Origin of the sequence: Sphingobacterium sp. 40-24 (genome assembly GCF_001899705.1) — a bacterium.
Taxonomy (GTDB): domain Bacteria; phylum Bacteroidota; class Bacteroidia; order Sphingobacteriales; family Sphingobacteriaceae; genus Sphingobacterium; species Sphingobacterium multivorum.
The window spans coordinates 324,873-341,920 of sequence record NZ_MKWH01000021.1 but is presented as its reverse complement, the minus strand read 5'-3'; the positions used below and the strand labels follow the sequence as shown (position 1 = coordinate 341,920).

The following is a 17,048-nucleotide window of genomic DNA, read 5'->3' as shown; positions in this document are numbered from 1 at the left end:
TCCAGCGTATTATGAAAAAGAATATAAGAAAAGCTTTTATTTTGTTGGCAGCCTGTGGGATACTACAGAGCTGTACAAAAGATTTTGTCGCAATAAATACAAATCCAAATGCAATTTCTGCGGCAGCGCCACAAAGTCTCATCGCGCCAGCTTTACTCAATGTGTTAAACACAAATTTATCACGGAATATGCGCATCAACAACGAGCTTATGCAAGTGACTGTAACGGTGAATGATGCATTGGAGATTCAACGGTATGAAATCAGACCGTCAGAAGCGGAATCTACCTGGTCCGGATGGTACGTACAGTTGACGAATATACGCGACATTTATCAGAAGGCAGGGGAAGGGCAGCAGAAGGGTTACCAGACATACCAGGGTATTTCGCTTATATTGGATGCTTGGGTGAGTTCGTTAATAACTGATATGTATGGTGATGTACCTTATACAGACAGCAATAAAGGGTATAGTGATAGTAATTTAACTCCTGTATTTGATAAACAGTCCGATATTTATGCGGATATCTTTAGAAAATTAGAAGAGGCCAATACGCTTTTGAAAGGTAAGGTTGCTGTCGAATCGACCAATTTAGCGATGGATCCTATATTTAATTCAGATCCTGGAAAATGGCAGAAATTTGGTAATTCTTTATATCTCCGATTATTGCTACGTATAGCACATAAGTCAGAAACCAATGCCGTTGCAAAGATCAAAGAAATATTAGAAACGAATGCCGCTGAATATCCGGTGATGCAAAGCAATGCAGAAACGGCTGCTTTATACTACACCAATGTACAGCCTTATATGAATCCTTATTTTAATAGCCGTGACATAGATTTTAATGGAAACAAAGGCTATTCAGAGTTTTTTATCAATAATCTGCTGGACCTTTCAGACCCACGATTAAAAATTTGGGCCACTGAAGCCACATTAGGAGTATATGGCGGTATGCAGTCCGGATACCAGAGAGGAAATGTCCCCGAGCAACAATCAACGCTTTTAACAAGTCTAAAAGCCGACTCGCATATGGGGAATATCATGAATTACGCCGAGTTGCAATTTATTATTGCTGAATGTGGTATGAGAGGGTATGCTCAGGTTGATGCGCCTGGAGCCTATTTAAAGGGGGTGAACGCGGCTATGGAATACTGGGGGCTAACAGCGCCAGCATCTTACCTAAGCAGTGCAAAGGTTCAGTTGCTGCCCACAGATAGTGATCATGCGAAATTGAAAAAGGTGCATTTGCAAAAATACTATGCGATGCTATTTACGGATTTCCAACAGTGGTACGAATATCGTAGAACCCAATTATTGGATTTATACAAAGGTCCGGGCTTGTTGAATCAAGGGAAAATGCCAGTACGTTTAAATTATCCAACAATTGTACAATCTTTAAACAAAGTAAATTATCAGGATGCTGTGAGTCGTATGGGGGGAGACGGGATAAATGAAAAAATGTGGTGGCAACCTTCAATCAACTAATCAATGAAAAAGTTAAAATCAATACTATGCAGTATGTTGGCGATGTCAGCATTGCTGTCCGGCTGTATCAAAGACAACGTCAATGAATCGATAGGGACGCTAAATCCTGAAATATCGTTGTATGCGCTACGCAGTCTATATAAAAATGCCGATTTACAGCTTAATGCGTCTTCGCTACAAGGGGCAGAACATATCAAAGCAGTGGTCGTTTCGCATGCGGAAAATAAGAATTTACCAGAAAATACACTTGCTGTACAGAATATTTGGCGAAATCAACGCCGTGGAATATTAGTTCAGGTACCCAATGCGTCTGAATTTAAATTTGGAGATTCGGTTCAGATCAATATTAGCGGTTCGAAACTGATTAAAAAAGATGGCTTATTAGTTCTTTCAGTCGATAATAATCAACAGCTTAAAGTCTACTCATCTGGTAATACTATTGCCCCATTACCTGTTGCTGTTTCCAGTCTAAAGTCGAAGTTTGATGAGTTTGAATCAACCTATATCGATATTACAGCCGATGTTGAACCTGAACCCGCAGCTGGGACAGCGTTGAAAGGAGATAAAATCTTAATGGATGGTGATAAAAATGAGATTATATTGCATACACAAGATAATGCGACATTTGCTGGGGAGTCCATCGCTCCAAGTGCATCATTCAGAGGAATTGCATTCAAGGAGGGCGAAAAGCTACAAGTTAGGATGCAGAGTTATGCTGATATGGCTTATGCCAGCGGTAAGTTATATGCAGGTTGGCCTGAAACTTTTGATGCTGTAGATGCGAGTGTGAAAGGTAGCTATGATATGAAGGATAAAAACGCGGTCTCCTTTCCAACGGGGCAATGGAACCTGTATCAGGCTATTCTAGGAACAACTGCTGGTCGTGATCGTATCGTTTCTGGAAAAAATGCCATCCGTATGCAGCAGAACTTAAGTGTTGATGGTTATGTGCAAATGAATTTTGATGTGCCGAATGGGGCCTCAAAAGTAACGCTTTGGTATGGTTCGTATTACACCGATCGTTCGTGTACGTTCAAGTTGGAATACTCGACCGACGGAGGAACGACATGGAAGCAAACAGGCGAGCCTATTTCGGACGCGCATACAACGACAGAGAGCATGAATTCAAAACAGGCTGTATTCTTAATGAATATTCAGGGGCCGGTTCGTTTTAGAGTTACCAAACTTGGATTAGGGACAAGTAACAATGTGATTAATAACGGAAGGTTGGGATTGGACGATATTGCTATTTATAAAAGTTATTAATTTGAAAAATTGATTTTCAAATGGCCCCATTGGATTGTGTAATCCAATGGGGCTTTTTTATCATCAGCTATTATCTCAACTCATCAAAAAAAATCGTTATCTTCATTATATAACTATAAACGAAGACTTATGAACTTAACAGATTTAGTTACAGGTGGAGTAGGCTCTAAAGCGATAGAGACTATTTCAAAAATTACTGGTGTCAGTGAAACTAAAGCCAAGTGGATTGTAGCAGCGGCAGTTCCTTTGATGATTGCGGCATTGAATTACAATGCGAAAAACAAGGGGCAGGCGGAGAACATTGATAAGGCTATTGACCAGCATAGCAGTAGCGGGATTCTCGATAAAATTGGAGATCTTTTTGGACAGGGAGGAGCGGAGCAAAATGTTTCTGAAGACGGTAATAAAATTGTCAACCATATGTTCGGCCAAAATACCGAAGTCGTGACACAGCATATAGCGGATAAAGCAGGCTTGAGTTCTTCTCAAGTGACGGGTGTACTGGCCACACTTGCTCCTATCGTAATGGGATATTTAGGGCAACAAAAGCAGGCTTCAAGCGGCGGTGGGATTGGTGATCTGATCGGCTCTGTGCTTGGTGGTGGAACACAACAAAATGCAGGTGGCGGTATGTTGGGTGGTATATTAGGCTCTTTTTTAGGCGGTAGCCAAGAAGAACAAGCGCAAGCAACTGAGCAACCGGCATCGGGAGGTAGTGTTACCGACATGTTGGGTGGATTGGCAGGTAGTTTTTTTGATAAAAATAACGATGGGCAGGCAAAGGGCAATATTCTTGATTCAATCGCCGGTATGTTTGGCAAGTAAGCTGTGTTCGGTTATTATTTTTCTTGATAAAAAGCTAGTATGGGATTAAGCTAAGATGGTGCAGATCCTAAACAGGAAGCGGTCGGAAGTTCTGCACTTCCGACCGCTTCCTGTTTGTTCAATTTGTATTAATCTTCGGCCGATACTTTCGGTGGAAAATTTTTATGTTTTCTTTTGCTGATTTTGTCAATATTGACGGGTTGAGGTACCTTGACATAATATCCTGTTCCGTCATATTCACGTTTATTGGGATTTTCCTTACATGCTGGCGAACAGCATCCATCCATCTCCCAGCCGCACTCTTCACATTGTGTGAAATGTTCATTACAAGTTGGGTTGGCGCAGTTGATCATTTTGGTGGTTTGCTTGCCACAGTTAAAACAAGTTGATACCACGGATGGGTTGACAGAATTTACATCGACAGTAACACGATTGTCAAAGACGTAGCATTGACCTTCAAAATCTTCACCACCTGCTTCCTTTCCGTATTTGATAATGCCGCCATGTAATTGATAAACATCCTCGAAGCCTTCTTTTAACAAGAGAGCAGATGCCTTCTCACATTTGATACCCCCTGTGCAGTACGTTAATATTTTTTTTCCTTTATATTGTTCGAGCTCTTTGATTTTCTCGGGGAACTCGCGGAAATTATCAATATCGAGGGTAACAGCATTTTTAAAATGACCAACATTGTGCTCGTAATTTGAGCGTACATCCAATACAACCACATCCTCTTGGTCTTTCATGGCTAAGAAATCCTTCGGTTCAAGGTGCACACCGGTTTGACGGTTGGGGTCAATTTCTTTTGGATCTCTCAAACCAGAGTGAACAATTTCGGCTTTGTAGCGGCAATGCATTTTAATGAATGATGGTTCATCTACATCGTCAATTTTGAACTCTGTTTTATTGAAACGACCATCGGCATAAATGGCATCCATATAGCTTTTACAGGATTCTACAGTACCCGAAACAGTTCCATTAAGACCTTCATCAGCTACAATGATACGGCCGACTAAGTCCAGTGATTTACAAAATTCTAAATGATCTGATGCGAATTTTTCGGCATCCTCGATAGGGCTGTAACAATAGTACAGCAAAGTTTGATATTGTGTCATGATATTCATTGATACCGCTGCAAACGGCGTTTAATGCTAAAAATAAATTTAGTGCAAAGCTACGAAAAATAATAAGTGGAATAAAATGACCCTCGTCACCTTTTCTTCAAAGGTTCGAGGAGGTATTCCAAGCCATTCAGCTTTATTTCATAGAGTGTTGCTAACTGCTGGCCTAGTTTTCCCTTTGGAAAGCCTTTTTGGTTATACCACACGAGATAGGGCTCAGGAAGATTACATAAGGTGTATCCCTGGTATTTGCCAAATGGCATCTTGACTGTAACAAGTTCGGTTAAAATTTCAGGATTCAACATTAGTCTTGAGGTTTTCCATAATTGAGACGGTACCAAACTGCTTTTAGCGCAATGACGCCATGATTGAATAAATTGGGAATGGCTCCATAGTAGCGTTTGAATATCGCAAAACGCTCTTTCAAGGATTCCTGATGTCTTTGTTTTGACATCCCGCCCACAAGATACCGGGCAACATATTGCTGTGCATTGACCGTTTTTTTTGCCTTTTTGGCACAACGGATAACCCAGTCAATATCAGCGCATAATTTATAATTGAGATCGTATGGCTCGGCGATTTCCCGCTTGATGTAGATCGCCTGATGACAGATATTCATGCCGTAGCGAAAGCTTTTCCAGTCGAAATGAGCCGGAACCTTGTGCCGCCGTTCACCAATAATATTCCTGTTGTCGTCCACGAGGATTGTTTCGCCGTAAAGAATATCTGCGTTATCGCTCAGTTTGGCGAGGTTCTCAATGCTATTCAGATCATAGATCTCGTCTCCAGAATTTAAAAAAAGAACATAATCGCCTGTTGCTAAGGCTAAACCCTTATTCATGGCATCATAGATACCCTTATCCTTTTCGGAGAGGATGACGGCGATTTTATCCTTGTATTTTTGGATGATCTCTAACGTTCCGTCGGTTGATTGTCCATCAATGACAATATACTCTATATGACCATAGCTCTGATTGACAACAGATTTCAGGGTGTGTTCTATGTCACGCACATTGTTGTAAACGACAGTTATAATCGAAAATTTAGGATGAGCAGACATGTTTTTTATGTATTGAATTTATTTATTTTCTTCTTCAGGAATCGGATGCCACGGTTGAATAAAGATCCTTTCCGATGGGCGTAGAAATACTTGATGGCTTCATAAGCTTGCTTGTTTTCTGAAATTTCCGTCGGAAAATACCGTATAGGACTTTCCGCTAGTGTAACCTGATACGTAGCTTCTGCAGCTGTATGTGTACCCGAACCATCGTTACCAATATTTTGCGTCATTGAATTCCTTGGATACAAAACTAAACCATTTTTTTTGAATACAGAAGCATACCAGCGTATGGCCCAAGAGTTGATCTTTCCCGCTTTAAATTCCTGCACTTGTTTCCAAAAGTTTTCTTTTCCCTCGATACTGAATTGGTGTATCTGCTCGTCCGTAAAATCCGATACAAGTTCATCGATATTAGGATTGAAATGTTGCCAGGCGCGGTCCCAGGTTGCCCAGCCCCAACTATTGGCGACCCGAAAAAAGAAGGTTTCTGGCAGTTTATTTAAATCTTTTAACGGATAGCCATAACCGCTGATCTCCATGACCCGATCTTGATCTTTATAGCGCTCCAGTGCCTGGTTGAAATAGTCTAGTGCAAACACCGCAGTTTCCAGATCGTCTTCCAAAACAATAATTTTTCCATGTGCATTGACCACTTTTGTAACACCATCGATCACATTGGCCGCTAAACCCCAGTTTTCTGTTCGTTCGACAATAATAACCTCTTTGAAGTTCCAGGACTTATTGATAATCTTTCGGACTTCAGTAACGGCGGGAACAGATTTTTCGTTTTTTGCAGCATCCGAATAGATGTATAGCGTGGTCTGGTCTGCTAATATATTATTTTCTAAAGCTGAGAGTGTTTTTATTGTATGATCAGGACGATTGTACACAAAAAGTATGACGGGAGCAATATTGTTCATTTATCAATAGATTTTGTTGAATACTTTTTTGTTGGTCATACGGGTACGATAAACGGCTCCTGTTTTGCCCAGCAATCTAAAAGCAATGTTTAAGTAGCTTTTTGCTTCAAAAGTATGACCTTTAAAAAATGAAGACGCCATTTTCTTTAGACTTGCCAATATTGCCATGGAAAAAGCTTTTACAAAAGTATAATTGATATTGCAATATTCTGTCAAATGATAGACAAATTCGCTTTTCAGAAAGGCCCTGCGGTCTATTTTACGTTGTTGCCTATCGTGGTAGGCTTTGGCTCCTTCAGCGAGAACAATGTTTAATCTGTAGTACCTGATGCGGTTGGCATAATCTTTATCTTCTCCATAATGAAAAAAGATCGGTGCGAAACCACCGACTTTTCGGATCACCGGATTGGGGATAAACCAAAATGCAGCATTGACGAACGTGCAAATTCGATTAGAATTTTCGATTATAGCATTTTTTGTATAGACAGCAAAACCGTAGTCCAGTGTTGTTTCGGTTCCATCGTAGTGAATAGGAGAGATAATTCCGATATTGTCTGTGTTGACCTTCAATAAGTTGGCAATACAGTCCCGATCCAGCCAGGCGTCCTGATTGACCAAAAATGCATAATCATACTCTTCTTTCAAAACAATGTCAAGTCCAATGTTGTTAGCCTTTCCAAAACCTAAATTTTCGGAACTTTCTATCAGTCGTATTGTTGGATACGTTTCTTTTATGATCTGTGTTGTGTTGTCTGACGAATTGTTGTCTACAACTAAAATATCTGTTGGGTAGCTCGAATCCAATAAGCTGGGTAAGCACTTGTGAATCCAAGGCTCAAAATTATAAGAGACGATTATGGTGAGAATCCTGGCCATCTATTTTTTTCGGATAACTGTTAGGAAATAGTGGTACAATTCCAACAAAATACTGGGTTTAAAGATTCTATTTACGATGATATAACTGCATACTGCAATTCCAATTGTACTTGCAAACCGAAGATAGAGGTTGGCGATGGCTGCGGTGGCATAATGTGCTGCTAAGCAGCTTATCGCTGCCAATAGTGCATAAGCAAAAATATCTGTTAGCAGATAACGAAATGAATAGTTCATATAAGGTTTGGCTGATATGTACCAAACGAATATCCAGAGGGCATTTAATGCCGAGGTCAATCCAATGAGCAATTCTAGGCCTAATGATTTGCCGAAAAATAGGATGGCAATTTGGAGCAGACCAAAAACGATGATATTGCGCATGTAAACTTCAGGTTTCCCCTTGCTAATGATTAAGTTGGAGAAAACATTGCTTACAGAATCAAATGCGGCGCCGATACAGAATATTTGAAGAAAAATAGCGCTTTTCGCCCATTTGTCGGTGATCGCAATAGTAATAAAATCTTGTGCTACCGTGGTTAAACCCAATAACATTGGAAAGGCTAAAAAGGCTGTAAAGGAAATCAGTTTGCGAAAAACCCGAACTTGTCTATCCTTATCATCTTCTATTTCCTTTAAAATAGGCTGTGTCACGTTATTGACCATATTGGTCAATATATTTTGGGCCATGATGCTCCAACGATTTGGATTCACGGTATACCCCAGTTCTTCAGCGGTATAATGCCGGCCTAAGATCGCTGCATATATATTTTTGTTGATATTGATAAAAATATTGGTGACCAGTATTTTGCTGCTAAATCCTAAAATGTCACGAATAGGTTTAAAATCGAACTGGAAAGTAGGCCTGAATTTGGAAAAATACCAGAATCCGAGCATATTGAAACCACTATAGGAGACAATTTGGATCGCGTATGCCCAATAGGCATAGTCCTTATAGGCTAAATAAACGCCAACTATATTTGATGCGATAAGAGCAAAGGTGCCTGTGATGACCCTTTCTTTGATTTTTAAATTTCGGAAGAGGTAAGCATTGTGTGCAATACCAAAGCTACCTAACCAAAAGGATAAAAAGGTAAATCTGCTTAGTTCTACAAGTACTGGCTGATTATAGTATAAGGCGATAAGAGGAGCTGCAAAAAATAGAACGATATAAATAAATGTTCCAATCCCTACACTTGTCCAGAATACCGCGTTATAATCTTTATGTTCAACATCTTTTTTATTGACAATCCCATACACAAATCCACTTTCTTGGAACGCAGAAGCGAGAACAGAAAAGATGGTGATCATAGCGACTAAACCATAGTCTTCTGCTGTTAGCTTACGGTTTAGAAGGATGCCGAAGCCGAAGCCCAAAAACTGCTGGATGATACTGGCCATACCACCCCATAGCAGTCCTTTTGTTGTTTTTGATTTTAAAGAGTCATTTTTCGTTTGCGATGACATGCTAAATTAAATGAGCGGCAATATTAAAGTATTGCAATTGTATTCGCAAATTCTTTTAGGGAAACATCAGTTGGATTGACATCGGTAATCAAATAGGAAATATCACGTAACGGAACTACTTTCATTTTTTGAACTGAATTAAGTTTTTCCGCAATGCTCAGAATAGCTACTTTTTTTGAGCATTTAATCATCGCACGTTTGATTTGCACCACTTCCCAGTCTGAATCGGTCACCCCATCTTCTACGGAAAGAGAATTTGTTCCCAACAAACAAAGATCGACTTTAAGATCGGCCAGTTCATTAGCTACCTGGGCACCAGAAACAATGTTTGTATTGCGTGAAAGCTTACCACCAACAAGGATGACTTCAAGATTTGGCTTTTCGGCCAATTCTAATGCAACTAGCGGACTTATGGTGAAAAACGTACACTGCAGGTGATCGGGTATTGTTCTTGCTAATTCAATTAAGGTTGTCCCGCCGCCGACTAAAACGGTCATACCATTAGAGATTAAAGTGCTTGCTTTTTTGGCAATTTCTTTTTTTGCCTCTTTGGCATAAACGTTCCCATCCTGAAAAGGGAACTGAAATGATTTTGATAATGCTCCACCATAGACTTTTAGAACTTTACCATTCTCAGCAAGTTCGTTCAAGTCACGTCTAATTGTATCTTCAGACACATTCAGCTGAACACTGAGGTCTGAGGATAAAACTTTATTATGTAGGTTGATCTGATGTATGATGAATGCTTGTCTTTCTTCCTTTAACATTGGTCTTTTGGTTTTTAATCGGAATTTTAAAATTAATTGAGAAATCAGTCTAAATGTAGTGAAAATTATTCTTCCTTTTTATCAATTTTTGTTAGACCAGCTTTGAACCTTGGTTTGAAGCCTGTAGGCTTGCTGGCAGCAGGTTCCTGTGTTTCTGTGCCGTTGTTTTCAGGTTCAGCCTTTACGCTCGCATCTAACTTAATTTCGTCTTTCGTATCGGGCAGCTGTGTCTGTTCAGCAGTTTCTGTTTTGGTTACTCCGGCCTTGAACCTCGGTTTGAAGCCTGTTGGTTTACTGGCAGCAGGTTCCTGTGTTTCGGTGCTGTTGTTTTCAGGTTCAGCCTTTACGCTCGCATCTAATTTGATTTCGTCTTTCGTATCGGGCAGCTGTGTCTGTTCAGCAGTTTCTGTTTTGGTTACTCCGGCCTTGAACCTCGGTTTGAAGCCCGTAGGTTTTGGAGCGGATGTTGTCGCCTCGTCAGTCGTTTCGTCGGATGCAGAAGTGCTTGCCGCTGCGTCAGGAGCTTTGGTAACTCCGGCCTTGAACCTCGGTTTGAAGCCTGTTGGTTTTGGAGCCGATGTCGATGCTTCGTCGGTCGTTTCGTCGGATGCAGAAGTGCTTGCCGCTGCGTCAGGAGCTTTGGTAACTCCGGCCTTGAACCTCGGTTTGAAGCCTGTCGGTTTTGGAGCCGATGTCGATGCTTCGTCGGTCGTTTCATCGGATGCAGGAGTGCTTGCCGCTGCGTCAGGAGCTTTGGTTACTCCAGCCTTGAACCTGGGTTTGAAGCCTGTTGGTTTTGGAGCCGATGTCGATGCTTCGTCGGTCGTTTCATCGGATGCAGGAGTGCTTGCCGCTGCGTCAGGAGCTTTTGTTAATCCGGCCTTGAACCTCGGTTTGAAGCCTGTCGGTATTGAATCTGAAGTGGATTCCGCTGAATCAGCTATTTCCTGTTTGGATGTTGCCTGAGCTTCATCTACTACAGTTGTAGAAGGAGCCTTGAATCGCGGTTTAAAGCCTGCTGGTTTTGCCGTAGGAATCCTGGAGGTCTCGGATGCTGTATCTGGGGTAACCTGCTTTTCAACAGGTTTTGCAATAACAGTTTCCTCCTCTGCTAAATGGAAACTTTTTCGAAGCTTGTTGAACCAAAACTTTTTGCTGTGGTCAAAACTCTTTTCTCCCATAGCAGAATAATGTGCTTTGAACTCTTCAAATAAAGGTTCATCTGCAGCTTTTAAAGCTTTTAAATCAATTTTCTTTTTTATGAAAAATTCTTCAAAAGTCATTCTGGTACGAGTTTGATTTAGTCTATTACAAATGTAGTAATTTTTCTGACGGGGCTAGGCGGTGCTTTTAATAAAAAAGAGCGACAAGCGCTCTTTTTTATAGTTTTATAGGTTCAATAGCTTAAGCCATGTTATGGTAAACTGCTTGAACATCGTCATCTTCTTCGATTTTATCGATCATCTTCAATACATCAGCAGCTTGTTCTTCCGTAATATCTGAATGCGATAATGCGATACGTTCCAATTTTGCAGATGTTACTTCAATTCCCTTTTCTTCCAGTAATTTTTGCATATTACCAAAGTCTTCAAAGGAAGTTTGAACGACAGCAATATCATTGCCTTCTTCATCAGATTCTACGTACAATTCTTCTAAGCCTCCATCGATCAACTCTAATTCAAGCTCTTCTAGGTCCAGTTCATCTGTTGCAGCAAAACGGAAAATGGATTTACGATTGAAAATAAAATCCAATGATCCTGTTTTCCCCAATGAACCACCTGCTTTTGTGAAATAGCTACGGATGTTTCCTACGGTGCGGTTGGTGTTATCTGTTGCAGTTTCAATTAATACAGGTACGCCATGAGGGCCGTAGCCTTCGTATACATATTCTTCGTAACCTTTTGAATCTTTTTCCGAAGCACGTTTGATTGCGGCTTCGATACGATCCTTTGGCATATTTACTGCCTTGGCATTGTGTATTGCTGTACGAAGTCTCGAGTTAGTTTCAGGGTGAGGGCCGCTTTCTTTAACCGCCATAGCGATTTCTTTACCTAAACGTGTAAATTGAACGGCCATTTTGGCCCAGCGTTTGAATTTCCGCTCTTTTCTGAATTCGAAAGCTCTTCCCATTGTTATATTTTGTTTTTAAGATTTTCAATCATGTCGACTGTCATCTTCTGGATGTCAAATTCCGGCGTCCAGTTCCAGTCTTTTCTTGCATAAGAATCGTCTAGACTAGCAGGCCATGAATCGGCAATCTGTTGTCTTGGATCGTTCTCGATGTAAGAGATTGCAAAATTAGGAAGAATTTTTTTAATTTCTTGTGCAAGTTCTTTTGGAGTAAACGTAATTCCACCAAGGTTATAGCTGTGGCGAATGCTTAGGCTTTCTTTGGGTGCATCCATTAATTCGAGTGTACCACGGATGGCGTCTTCCATATATAACATGGGTAATGCCGTGTTTTCAGATAAAAAGCACGCATAAGTCCCGGTTTTCAATGCTTCATAAAAAATATCGACTGCATAATCCGTTGTGCCACCCCCTGGTTCTGTTTTCCAAGAAATGATACCTGGATAACGGACACTGCGAATATCCAGACCACGGTGTTCTTGATACCATTCTATAAGGCGCTCACCTGCAAGCTTGCTGATGCCATAAATTGTGTTCGGATCCATTACGCAATATTGTTCGGTATTTGTTTTCGGAGAATGCGGTCCAAAAACAGCAATCGAGCTTGGCCAAAATATCTTTGAAACTTTATAGCTCACGGCTAGATCAAGCACATTCAACAGACCATTCATGTTCAATTCCCAAGCCTTCTCAGGGTATTTTTCACCTGTAGCTGAAAGCATGGCAGCTAATAGATATACTTGAGTAGGTTTATATTGTTGAAATAATGTCTCGAGTCCATTTTTGTCAAGGACATTAGCGATTTCGAAATTTTCGTCAGGGCTTTTAATCTGTGGTTCTCTAATGTCAGTGGTTACAACATTCTCTGCACCAAATTTTTTGCGCAAGGCGATAGCTAATTCTGTGCCGATCTGGCCATTTGCACCAATGATAATAATGCTTTCTTTCATTTGTAAGTTTTATTTTATGAAGCTCCTGCTTTCACTATAATGAGTGTTTATGCTCAAAAATATAAATGAATCGCTTCGCTCGTTTCTTCCTATCGATATGATAGGATCTAGCCTGACATAATTTACGTTTCATCATGTAATGAAAAATGAAATTTCAACCATGGCGGTTTATGATGCAAATATAAAGGCTTTTCAGTATCTATCAACTTTGTGGTCTTTTAGGAAGTCGGGAAAAAATGTTAATTTTTAGACTCTTGGGACTGTTTTTATGAGATTTTAAACTGTTTCAATCGTTTGTTCTTTTTTTTTGAATAAGCGGTGAAAATTTTTATTTTTTTTGAATTGCTTTAATTCTAATTTTATAGCATGAATCAAAGAACTTAACGATTCCATTTTAGCAATTTAGGAGGGGAAATGCTAAATGTTGTGACATTTTTAGCTAAGCGCTTAATATTTTGTTATTTTAATAGTGGAATTGGGGAATATTTTTTAAATTTGAAGAATTCATTCTTCGAGAATCAACTAAAAACAAAATCAAATAACAATTTTAATATACACAATTTAAACACAGACAAAAATGAAAGTGGCAGTAGTCGGCGCAACAGGCCTTGTAGGTACTGAGATGCTAACCGTGTTGGCGGCGCGAAATTTCCCAGTAACAGAATTAATTCCAGTAGCTTCAGAGCGTAGTAAGGGTAAGGAAATTGAATTCAAGGGAAAGAAGTATAAGGTGGTTACACCATCTGAGGCTATTGCTTTGAAACCTGATGTTGCGTTATTTTCTGCTGGCGGTGATACCTCGAAAGAATTTGCCCCTCAATTTGCAGAAGCTGGAATTACAGTGATCGACAATTCTTCAGCATGGCGTATGGATCCAACGAAAAAGTTGGTTGTTCCAGAAGTAAATGGTGATGTGTTATCTGCTGAAGATAAAATTATTGCAAACCCGAATTGTTCAACTATACAAATGGTGGTGGCTTTAAAGCCATTACATGATAAATATAAAATCAAACGTGTTGTCGTTTCTACCTACCAATCTGTAACAGGTACAGGTGTTAAGGCCGTTAACCAATTGATGGATGAACGTGCCGGAAAAGATGGTGAAAAAGCTTATCCTTATCAGATTGATCTGAACGTGATTCCGCATATTGATGTTTTCCAAGAAAATGGATACACCAAAGAGGAGATGAAGATGATTTTGGAAACAAATAAAATCATGCGTGATGATTCTATTAAAGTAACTGCAACGACAGTGCGTATTCCTGTTATGGGAGGACACTCTGAATCATTGAATATCGAATTTGAAAATGACTTTGATTTGAATGATGTACGTGCAGCTTTAGCCGCGCAAAGTGGCTGTATTGTTGTTGACGATCCTGCGTCACTACAATATCCAATGCCAAAGGATGCACACGGTAGAGATGAGGTTTTTGTAGGACGCATCCGTCGTGATGAATCTCAGCCAAATACGCTCAACATGTGGGTAGTAGCGGATAACTTACGCAAGGGTGCTGCAACAAATGCAGTTCAGGTAGCAGAGTTATTGGCTGAAAAAGGATTGATCTAACTCAAGTAGATTCCATAATAAATATTGAGCCCCCATGAATTCGTTCATGGGGGCTCTTTTTTGTTCCATTAGCAAATCACAATTTAGATACTTATGATTTGGTCCTTGATGTCGGGGCTATAAATTATGGTGTCAATGTTGTGGGGTGGATCGAAAATTCAATCTTGTCATTCAACGGAGCATAGCTTTCTTTGCTTTGCTCTTCCAGTCGATCTGGAAATAGAATGCCGAAAAGATGATCCGTTTCGTGCTGAAAAATAACAGCAGTAAAACCCTCGATATTTTCTTCGATAACTTTACCTTCTTTATTGATGTATTGCAGGCGGATCGCATAACTCCGTAATACATCTTCTTTACGGTTGGGGATAGAAAGACAGCCTTCTGCACCTTTGCGCTTCAGTTTGGAGCGCCATAGAATTTTAGGATTCACATAGAATTCAAATGGCTGATCCGGTTTGTCAAATCGCTGTACCCAGATTAAATTTTTATTGATGCCGATCTGTGGCGCTGCGATGCCTACACCGGGGTGATTGGGATCACGTACAGTCGCGAACATTCTTTTGGAAAGAGACTCAATCAATGGGTCGTTGTATTTGACATCACTGCTTGTTGCTTTTAAAACTCTCAGATCTTTATCGTCTGTTGTTTGCAATACGCGAAGAATTGCATTTTCATCTCCTGATAAAATGATTTTCTTGTCGGCAGCACTGAACTCCTGTCCTGCGTTAAGATTGACTGGTCTTTCATTCTTTGACTTATGAAATGCTTTTTCTCCGGCCATAATTTTTGTTTCTAAATTGTTCTCGACTGGGGGTACTGGGCAACGGTAACCGTTGCTATAGGCACAGTATGGGTTGTAGGCTTTGTTAAAGTCTATCTCAACATCGTTTCCTTTAATGTCGTCTGTGGATAAATCAATATACCGGCCCCCACTGTAGCTTTCCTGACCATTTGTTAAATCTAAAAATGGTAAAAATAAATGTTTTTTGTATGCAGGATTTTGAAATAATGCGACACTTTGGTAGACATTCAACGTATGTTCTTTTCCATGAAGCGTAAATGTTATGATAGCATAACGTTTGTATTCGTTGCTTGTGCCGTCGTAGGTCGGCATCCGGAATACCGGTTCATCAAATAGGACTTCAATTTTGGCGTTGACTTTATAACTGGCGTCTACAGGAAAGTAATCCAAAAACGCTACCTGATCTGATTTCAATGGGCCATATTGTTCTTTCGCCAATTCAGCGGCTTTTTCTTCACGAAGAGCAGTAATGTGTTGCTCGTATTTACTTTGGGCATGCGTATTCAAGCATAAGGCCAAAAGGAAACTGGCAATAAGTGTTTTTTTCATTTGTTTGCATATTTATTTGCCCGATTTCACACAGCCCAATGCCCTGTTGCTTTTGCTGTTATTTTGATCCGTTTATTTATAGGGTAAGTCGGTAGACCCGCTATGATCGGATTGAATTCGGTGATCTATTGCCCCAAAAAGCAAGTTAGTTTGCTTTTGTTAAATAGTCTATCAAAGTTATAGTTTTTTTTGATTAAAAAGTCAGAATTAGAAGATCAAAAATGAAAAGGGCATGTATTGAAAAGAAGTGTCCAATTGAAATATTACATCTTCCTGTGTAATACTCAGCACTACTTTGTATTTTTGTGAAAAATATATATATCCATGAGATTGATGGCCTTTGATTACGGTACAAAACGAATAGGGGTTGCGGTGACCGATCCAATGCAAATTATTGCTACAGCATTGACGACGGTACACCCGCAGGATATCTGGACATACTTAGCCGATTATTTACAGACAGAACAGGTGGAAACTTTTGTTGTAGGCAAGCCACGGCAACTGGATGGGACCGACTCTGAATCCGCACAGCATGTTGTCGGGTTTATTCGAAAACTGAAAAAGACTTATCCTGCAATTGCTGTCGCTGAAATAGACGAGCGTTTTACTTCTAAAATGGCTTCTGCAGCGATCGCACAAAGTGGCAAAAAAAAGAAGGATCGTCAACAAAAAGGGCTGATTGACACGGTGTCTGCAACGATTATTTTGCAAAGCTACATGGATAGCCGTAATTTTTAGATACACAGCGACTAATACGTCAAAATAAGAATGAATAAAAAATAGAAGGATGAAGAGCATATTATTTTTTACCGAGGATACGGATTTCAAATTAAAAGAAAAGGGAAAGATTCGTCAATGGATTGCTGATGCCATCAAAGGCGAAGGATTTAAGCGTGTGGGCGAATTGAGCTTTATCCTTTGCTCGGATGCTTACTTGCTTGAAATCAATAAGCAATATTTAAATCACGACACCTATACTGATATCGTTACTTTTGATTCTTCCGAATATGAGGACACCATCGCCGGCGATATTTTTATCAGTGTGGAACGTATTCAGGAGAATGCCGAAAAATTTAAGGTTGATGTGCGAGACGAGCTTCATCGGGTGATCATTCATGGTGTCATGCATCTTTGCGGTTATCCGGATAAAAAGCCGGCAGATAAAGCCAAGATGACCGCCAAGGAGGATGAGTATCTTGGTAAAAGAAATTTTTAATATATTTCTTCGTGCTCTTATGAGGGCCTATAGTTCGGTGAACCGACTGAAGGTTCT

General features: G+C 40.1%; 17 protein-coding genes. 6 read left to right on the top strand and 11 right to left on the bottom strand.

The window, feature by feature from the left end; genetic code table 11:
• Positions 1-11 precede the first annotated feature (11 nt).
• The 3 genes from BGP15_RS08260 (at position 12) to BGP15_RS08250 (ending at position 3,572) form a co-directional block, all read left to right on the top strand.
• The gene (locus BGP15_RS08260) at positions 12-1,481 is read left to right on the top strand and encodes a SusD/RagB family nutrient-binding outer membrane lipoprotein (protein ID WP_070561428.1); all 1,470 of its coding nucleotides are present in this window, start codon (positions 12-14) and stop codon (positions 1,479-1,481) included.
• Positions 1,482-1,484: 3 nt separating this feature from the next.
• Entirely contained in the window at positions 1,485-2,747 is a 1,263-nt protein-coding gene (locus BGP15_RS08255) for a DUF5689 domain-containing protein (RefSeq protein WP_286769203.1), read from the top strand.
• A 129-nt stretch (positions 2,748-2,876) separates the two neighbouring features.
• The gene (locus tag BGP15_RS08250; RefSeq protein ID WP_286769202.1) at positions 2,877-3,572 is read left to right on the top strand and encodes a DUF937 domain-containing protein; all 696 of its coding nucleotides are present in this window, start codon (positions 2,877-2,879) and stop codon (positions 3,570-3,572) included.
• A gap of 128 nt (positions 3,573-3,700) precedes the next feature.
• On the opposite strand, the gene trhO is transcribed toward BGP15_RS08250, so the two are convergent.
• From trhO to BGP15_RS08200, 10 genes are all read right to left on the bottom strand, one after another.
• A complete protein-coding gene (trhO, locus tag BGP15_RS08245) occupies positions 3,701-4,687 on the bottom strand; it encodes an oxygen-dependent tRNA uridine(34) hydroxylase TrhO (protein ID WP_286769201.1) in 987 nt (328 codons plus the stop codon).
• Positions 4,688-4,782: 95 nt separating this feature from the next.
• The gene (locus tag BGP15_RS08240) at positions 4,783-4,998 is read right to left on the bottom strand and encodes a DUF3820 family protein (protein ID WP_046673143.1); all 216 of its coding nucleotides are present in this window, start codon (positions 4,996-4,998) and stop codon (positions 4,783-4,785) included.
• Positions 4,998-5,753 carry a glycosyltransferase family 2 protein gene (locus tag BGP15_RS08235; RefSeq protein WP_286769200.1) on the bottom strand — a complete coding sequence of 252 codons (756 nt, stop codon included), beginning with the start codon at positions 5,751-5,753 and terminating at the stop codon, positions 4,998-5,000. Before BGP15_RS08235 ends, BGP15_RS08240 begins: the two co-directional genes overlap by 1 nt.
• A 5-nt stretch (positions 5,754-5,758) precedes the next feature.
• Positions 5,759-6,673 carry a sugar transferase gene (locus tag BGP15_RS08230; protein WP_286769199.1) on the bottom strand — a complete coding sequence of 305 codons (915 nt, stop codon included), beginning with the start codon at positions 6,671-6,673 and terminating at the stop codon, positions 5,759-5,761.
• Between the two features lie 3 nt (positions 6,674-6,676).
• On the bottom strand, positions 6,677-7,549 hold the full coding sequence (locus tag BGP15_RS08225) for a glycosyltransferase family 2 protein (protein ID WP_286769198.1): 873 nt from the start codon (positions 7,547-7,549) through the stop codon (positions 6,677-6,679).
• A complete protein-coding gene (locus BGP15_RS08220) occupies positions 7,550-9,010 on the bottom strand; it encodes a lipopolysaccharide biosynthesis protein (protein ID WP_046673147.1) in 1,461 nt (486 codons plus the stop codon).
• 23 nt (positions 9,011-9,033) lie between these two features.
• Complete coding sequence (locus tag BGP15_RS08215; protein WP_046673148.1) at positions 9,034-9,777, bottom strand: DeoR/GlpR family DNA-binding transcription regulator; 744 nt, start codon at positions 9,775-9,777, stop codon at positions 9,034-9,036.
• Between the two features lie 65 nt (positions 9,778-9,842).
• Positions 9,843-11,060 (bottom strand): hypothetical protein, encoded by a 1,218-nt coding sequence (locus BGP15_RS08210; RefSeq protein ID WP_286769197.1) that lies wholly within the window; start codon positions 11,058-11,060, stop codon positions 9,843-9,845.
• A 121-nt stretch (positions 11,061-11,181) separates the two neighbouring features.
• Complete coding sequence (locus tag BGP15_RS08205) at positions 11,182-11,907, bottom strand: YebC/PmpR family DNA-binding transcriptional regulator (protein WP_046671585.1); 726 nt, start codon at positions 11,905-11,907, stop codon at positions 11,182-11,184.
• A gap of 2 nt (positions 11,908-11,909) precedes the next feature.
• A complete protein-coding gene (locus BGP15_RS08200) occupies positions 11,910-12,857 on the bottom strand; it encodes an NAD-dependent epimerase/dehydratase family protein (RefSeq protein ID WP_046671586.1) in 948 nt (315 codons plus the stop codon).
• 577 nt (positions 12,858-13,434) lie between these two features.
• Here BGP15_RS08200 and BGP15_RS08195 point away from each other — a divergent pair.
• A complete protein-coding gene (locus BGP15_RS08195) occupies positions 13,435-14,424 on the top strand; it encodes an aspartate-semialdehyde dehydrogenase (RefSeq protein WP_046671587.1) in 990 nt (329 codons plus the stop codon).
• A gap of 124 nt (positions 14,425-14,548) precedes the next feature.
• On the opposite strand, the gene def is transcribed toward BGP15_RS08195, so the two are convergent.
• Complete coding sequence (gene def, locus BGP15_RS08190; protein WP_286769196.1) at positions 14,549-15,775, bottom strand: peptide deformylase; 1,227 nt, start codon at positions 15,773-15,775, stop codon at positions 14,549-14,551.
• A gap of 324 nt (positions 15,776-16,099) precedes the next feature.
• Between def and ruvX the strand changes: the two genes are divergently transcribed.
• Positions 16,100-16,513, top strand: coding sequence for a Holliday junction resolvase RuvX (ruvX, locus tag BGP15_RS08185; RefSeq protein WP_046671589.1), 414 nt, complete (start codon positions 16,100-16,102; stop codon positions 16,511-16,513).
• A 49-nt stretch (positions 16,514-16,562) separates the two neighbouring features.
• Positions 16,563-16,991 (top strand): rRNA maturation RNase YbeY, encoded by a 429-nt coding sequence (gene ybeY, locus BGP15_RS08180; protein ID WP_070561407.1) that lies wholly within the window; start codon positions 16,563-16,565, stop codon positions 16,989-16,991.
• The last annotated feature ends 57 nt before the right edge of the window (positions 16,992-17,048 follow it).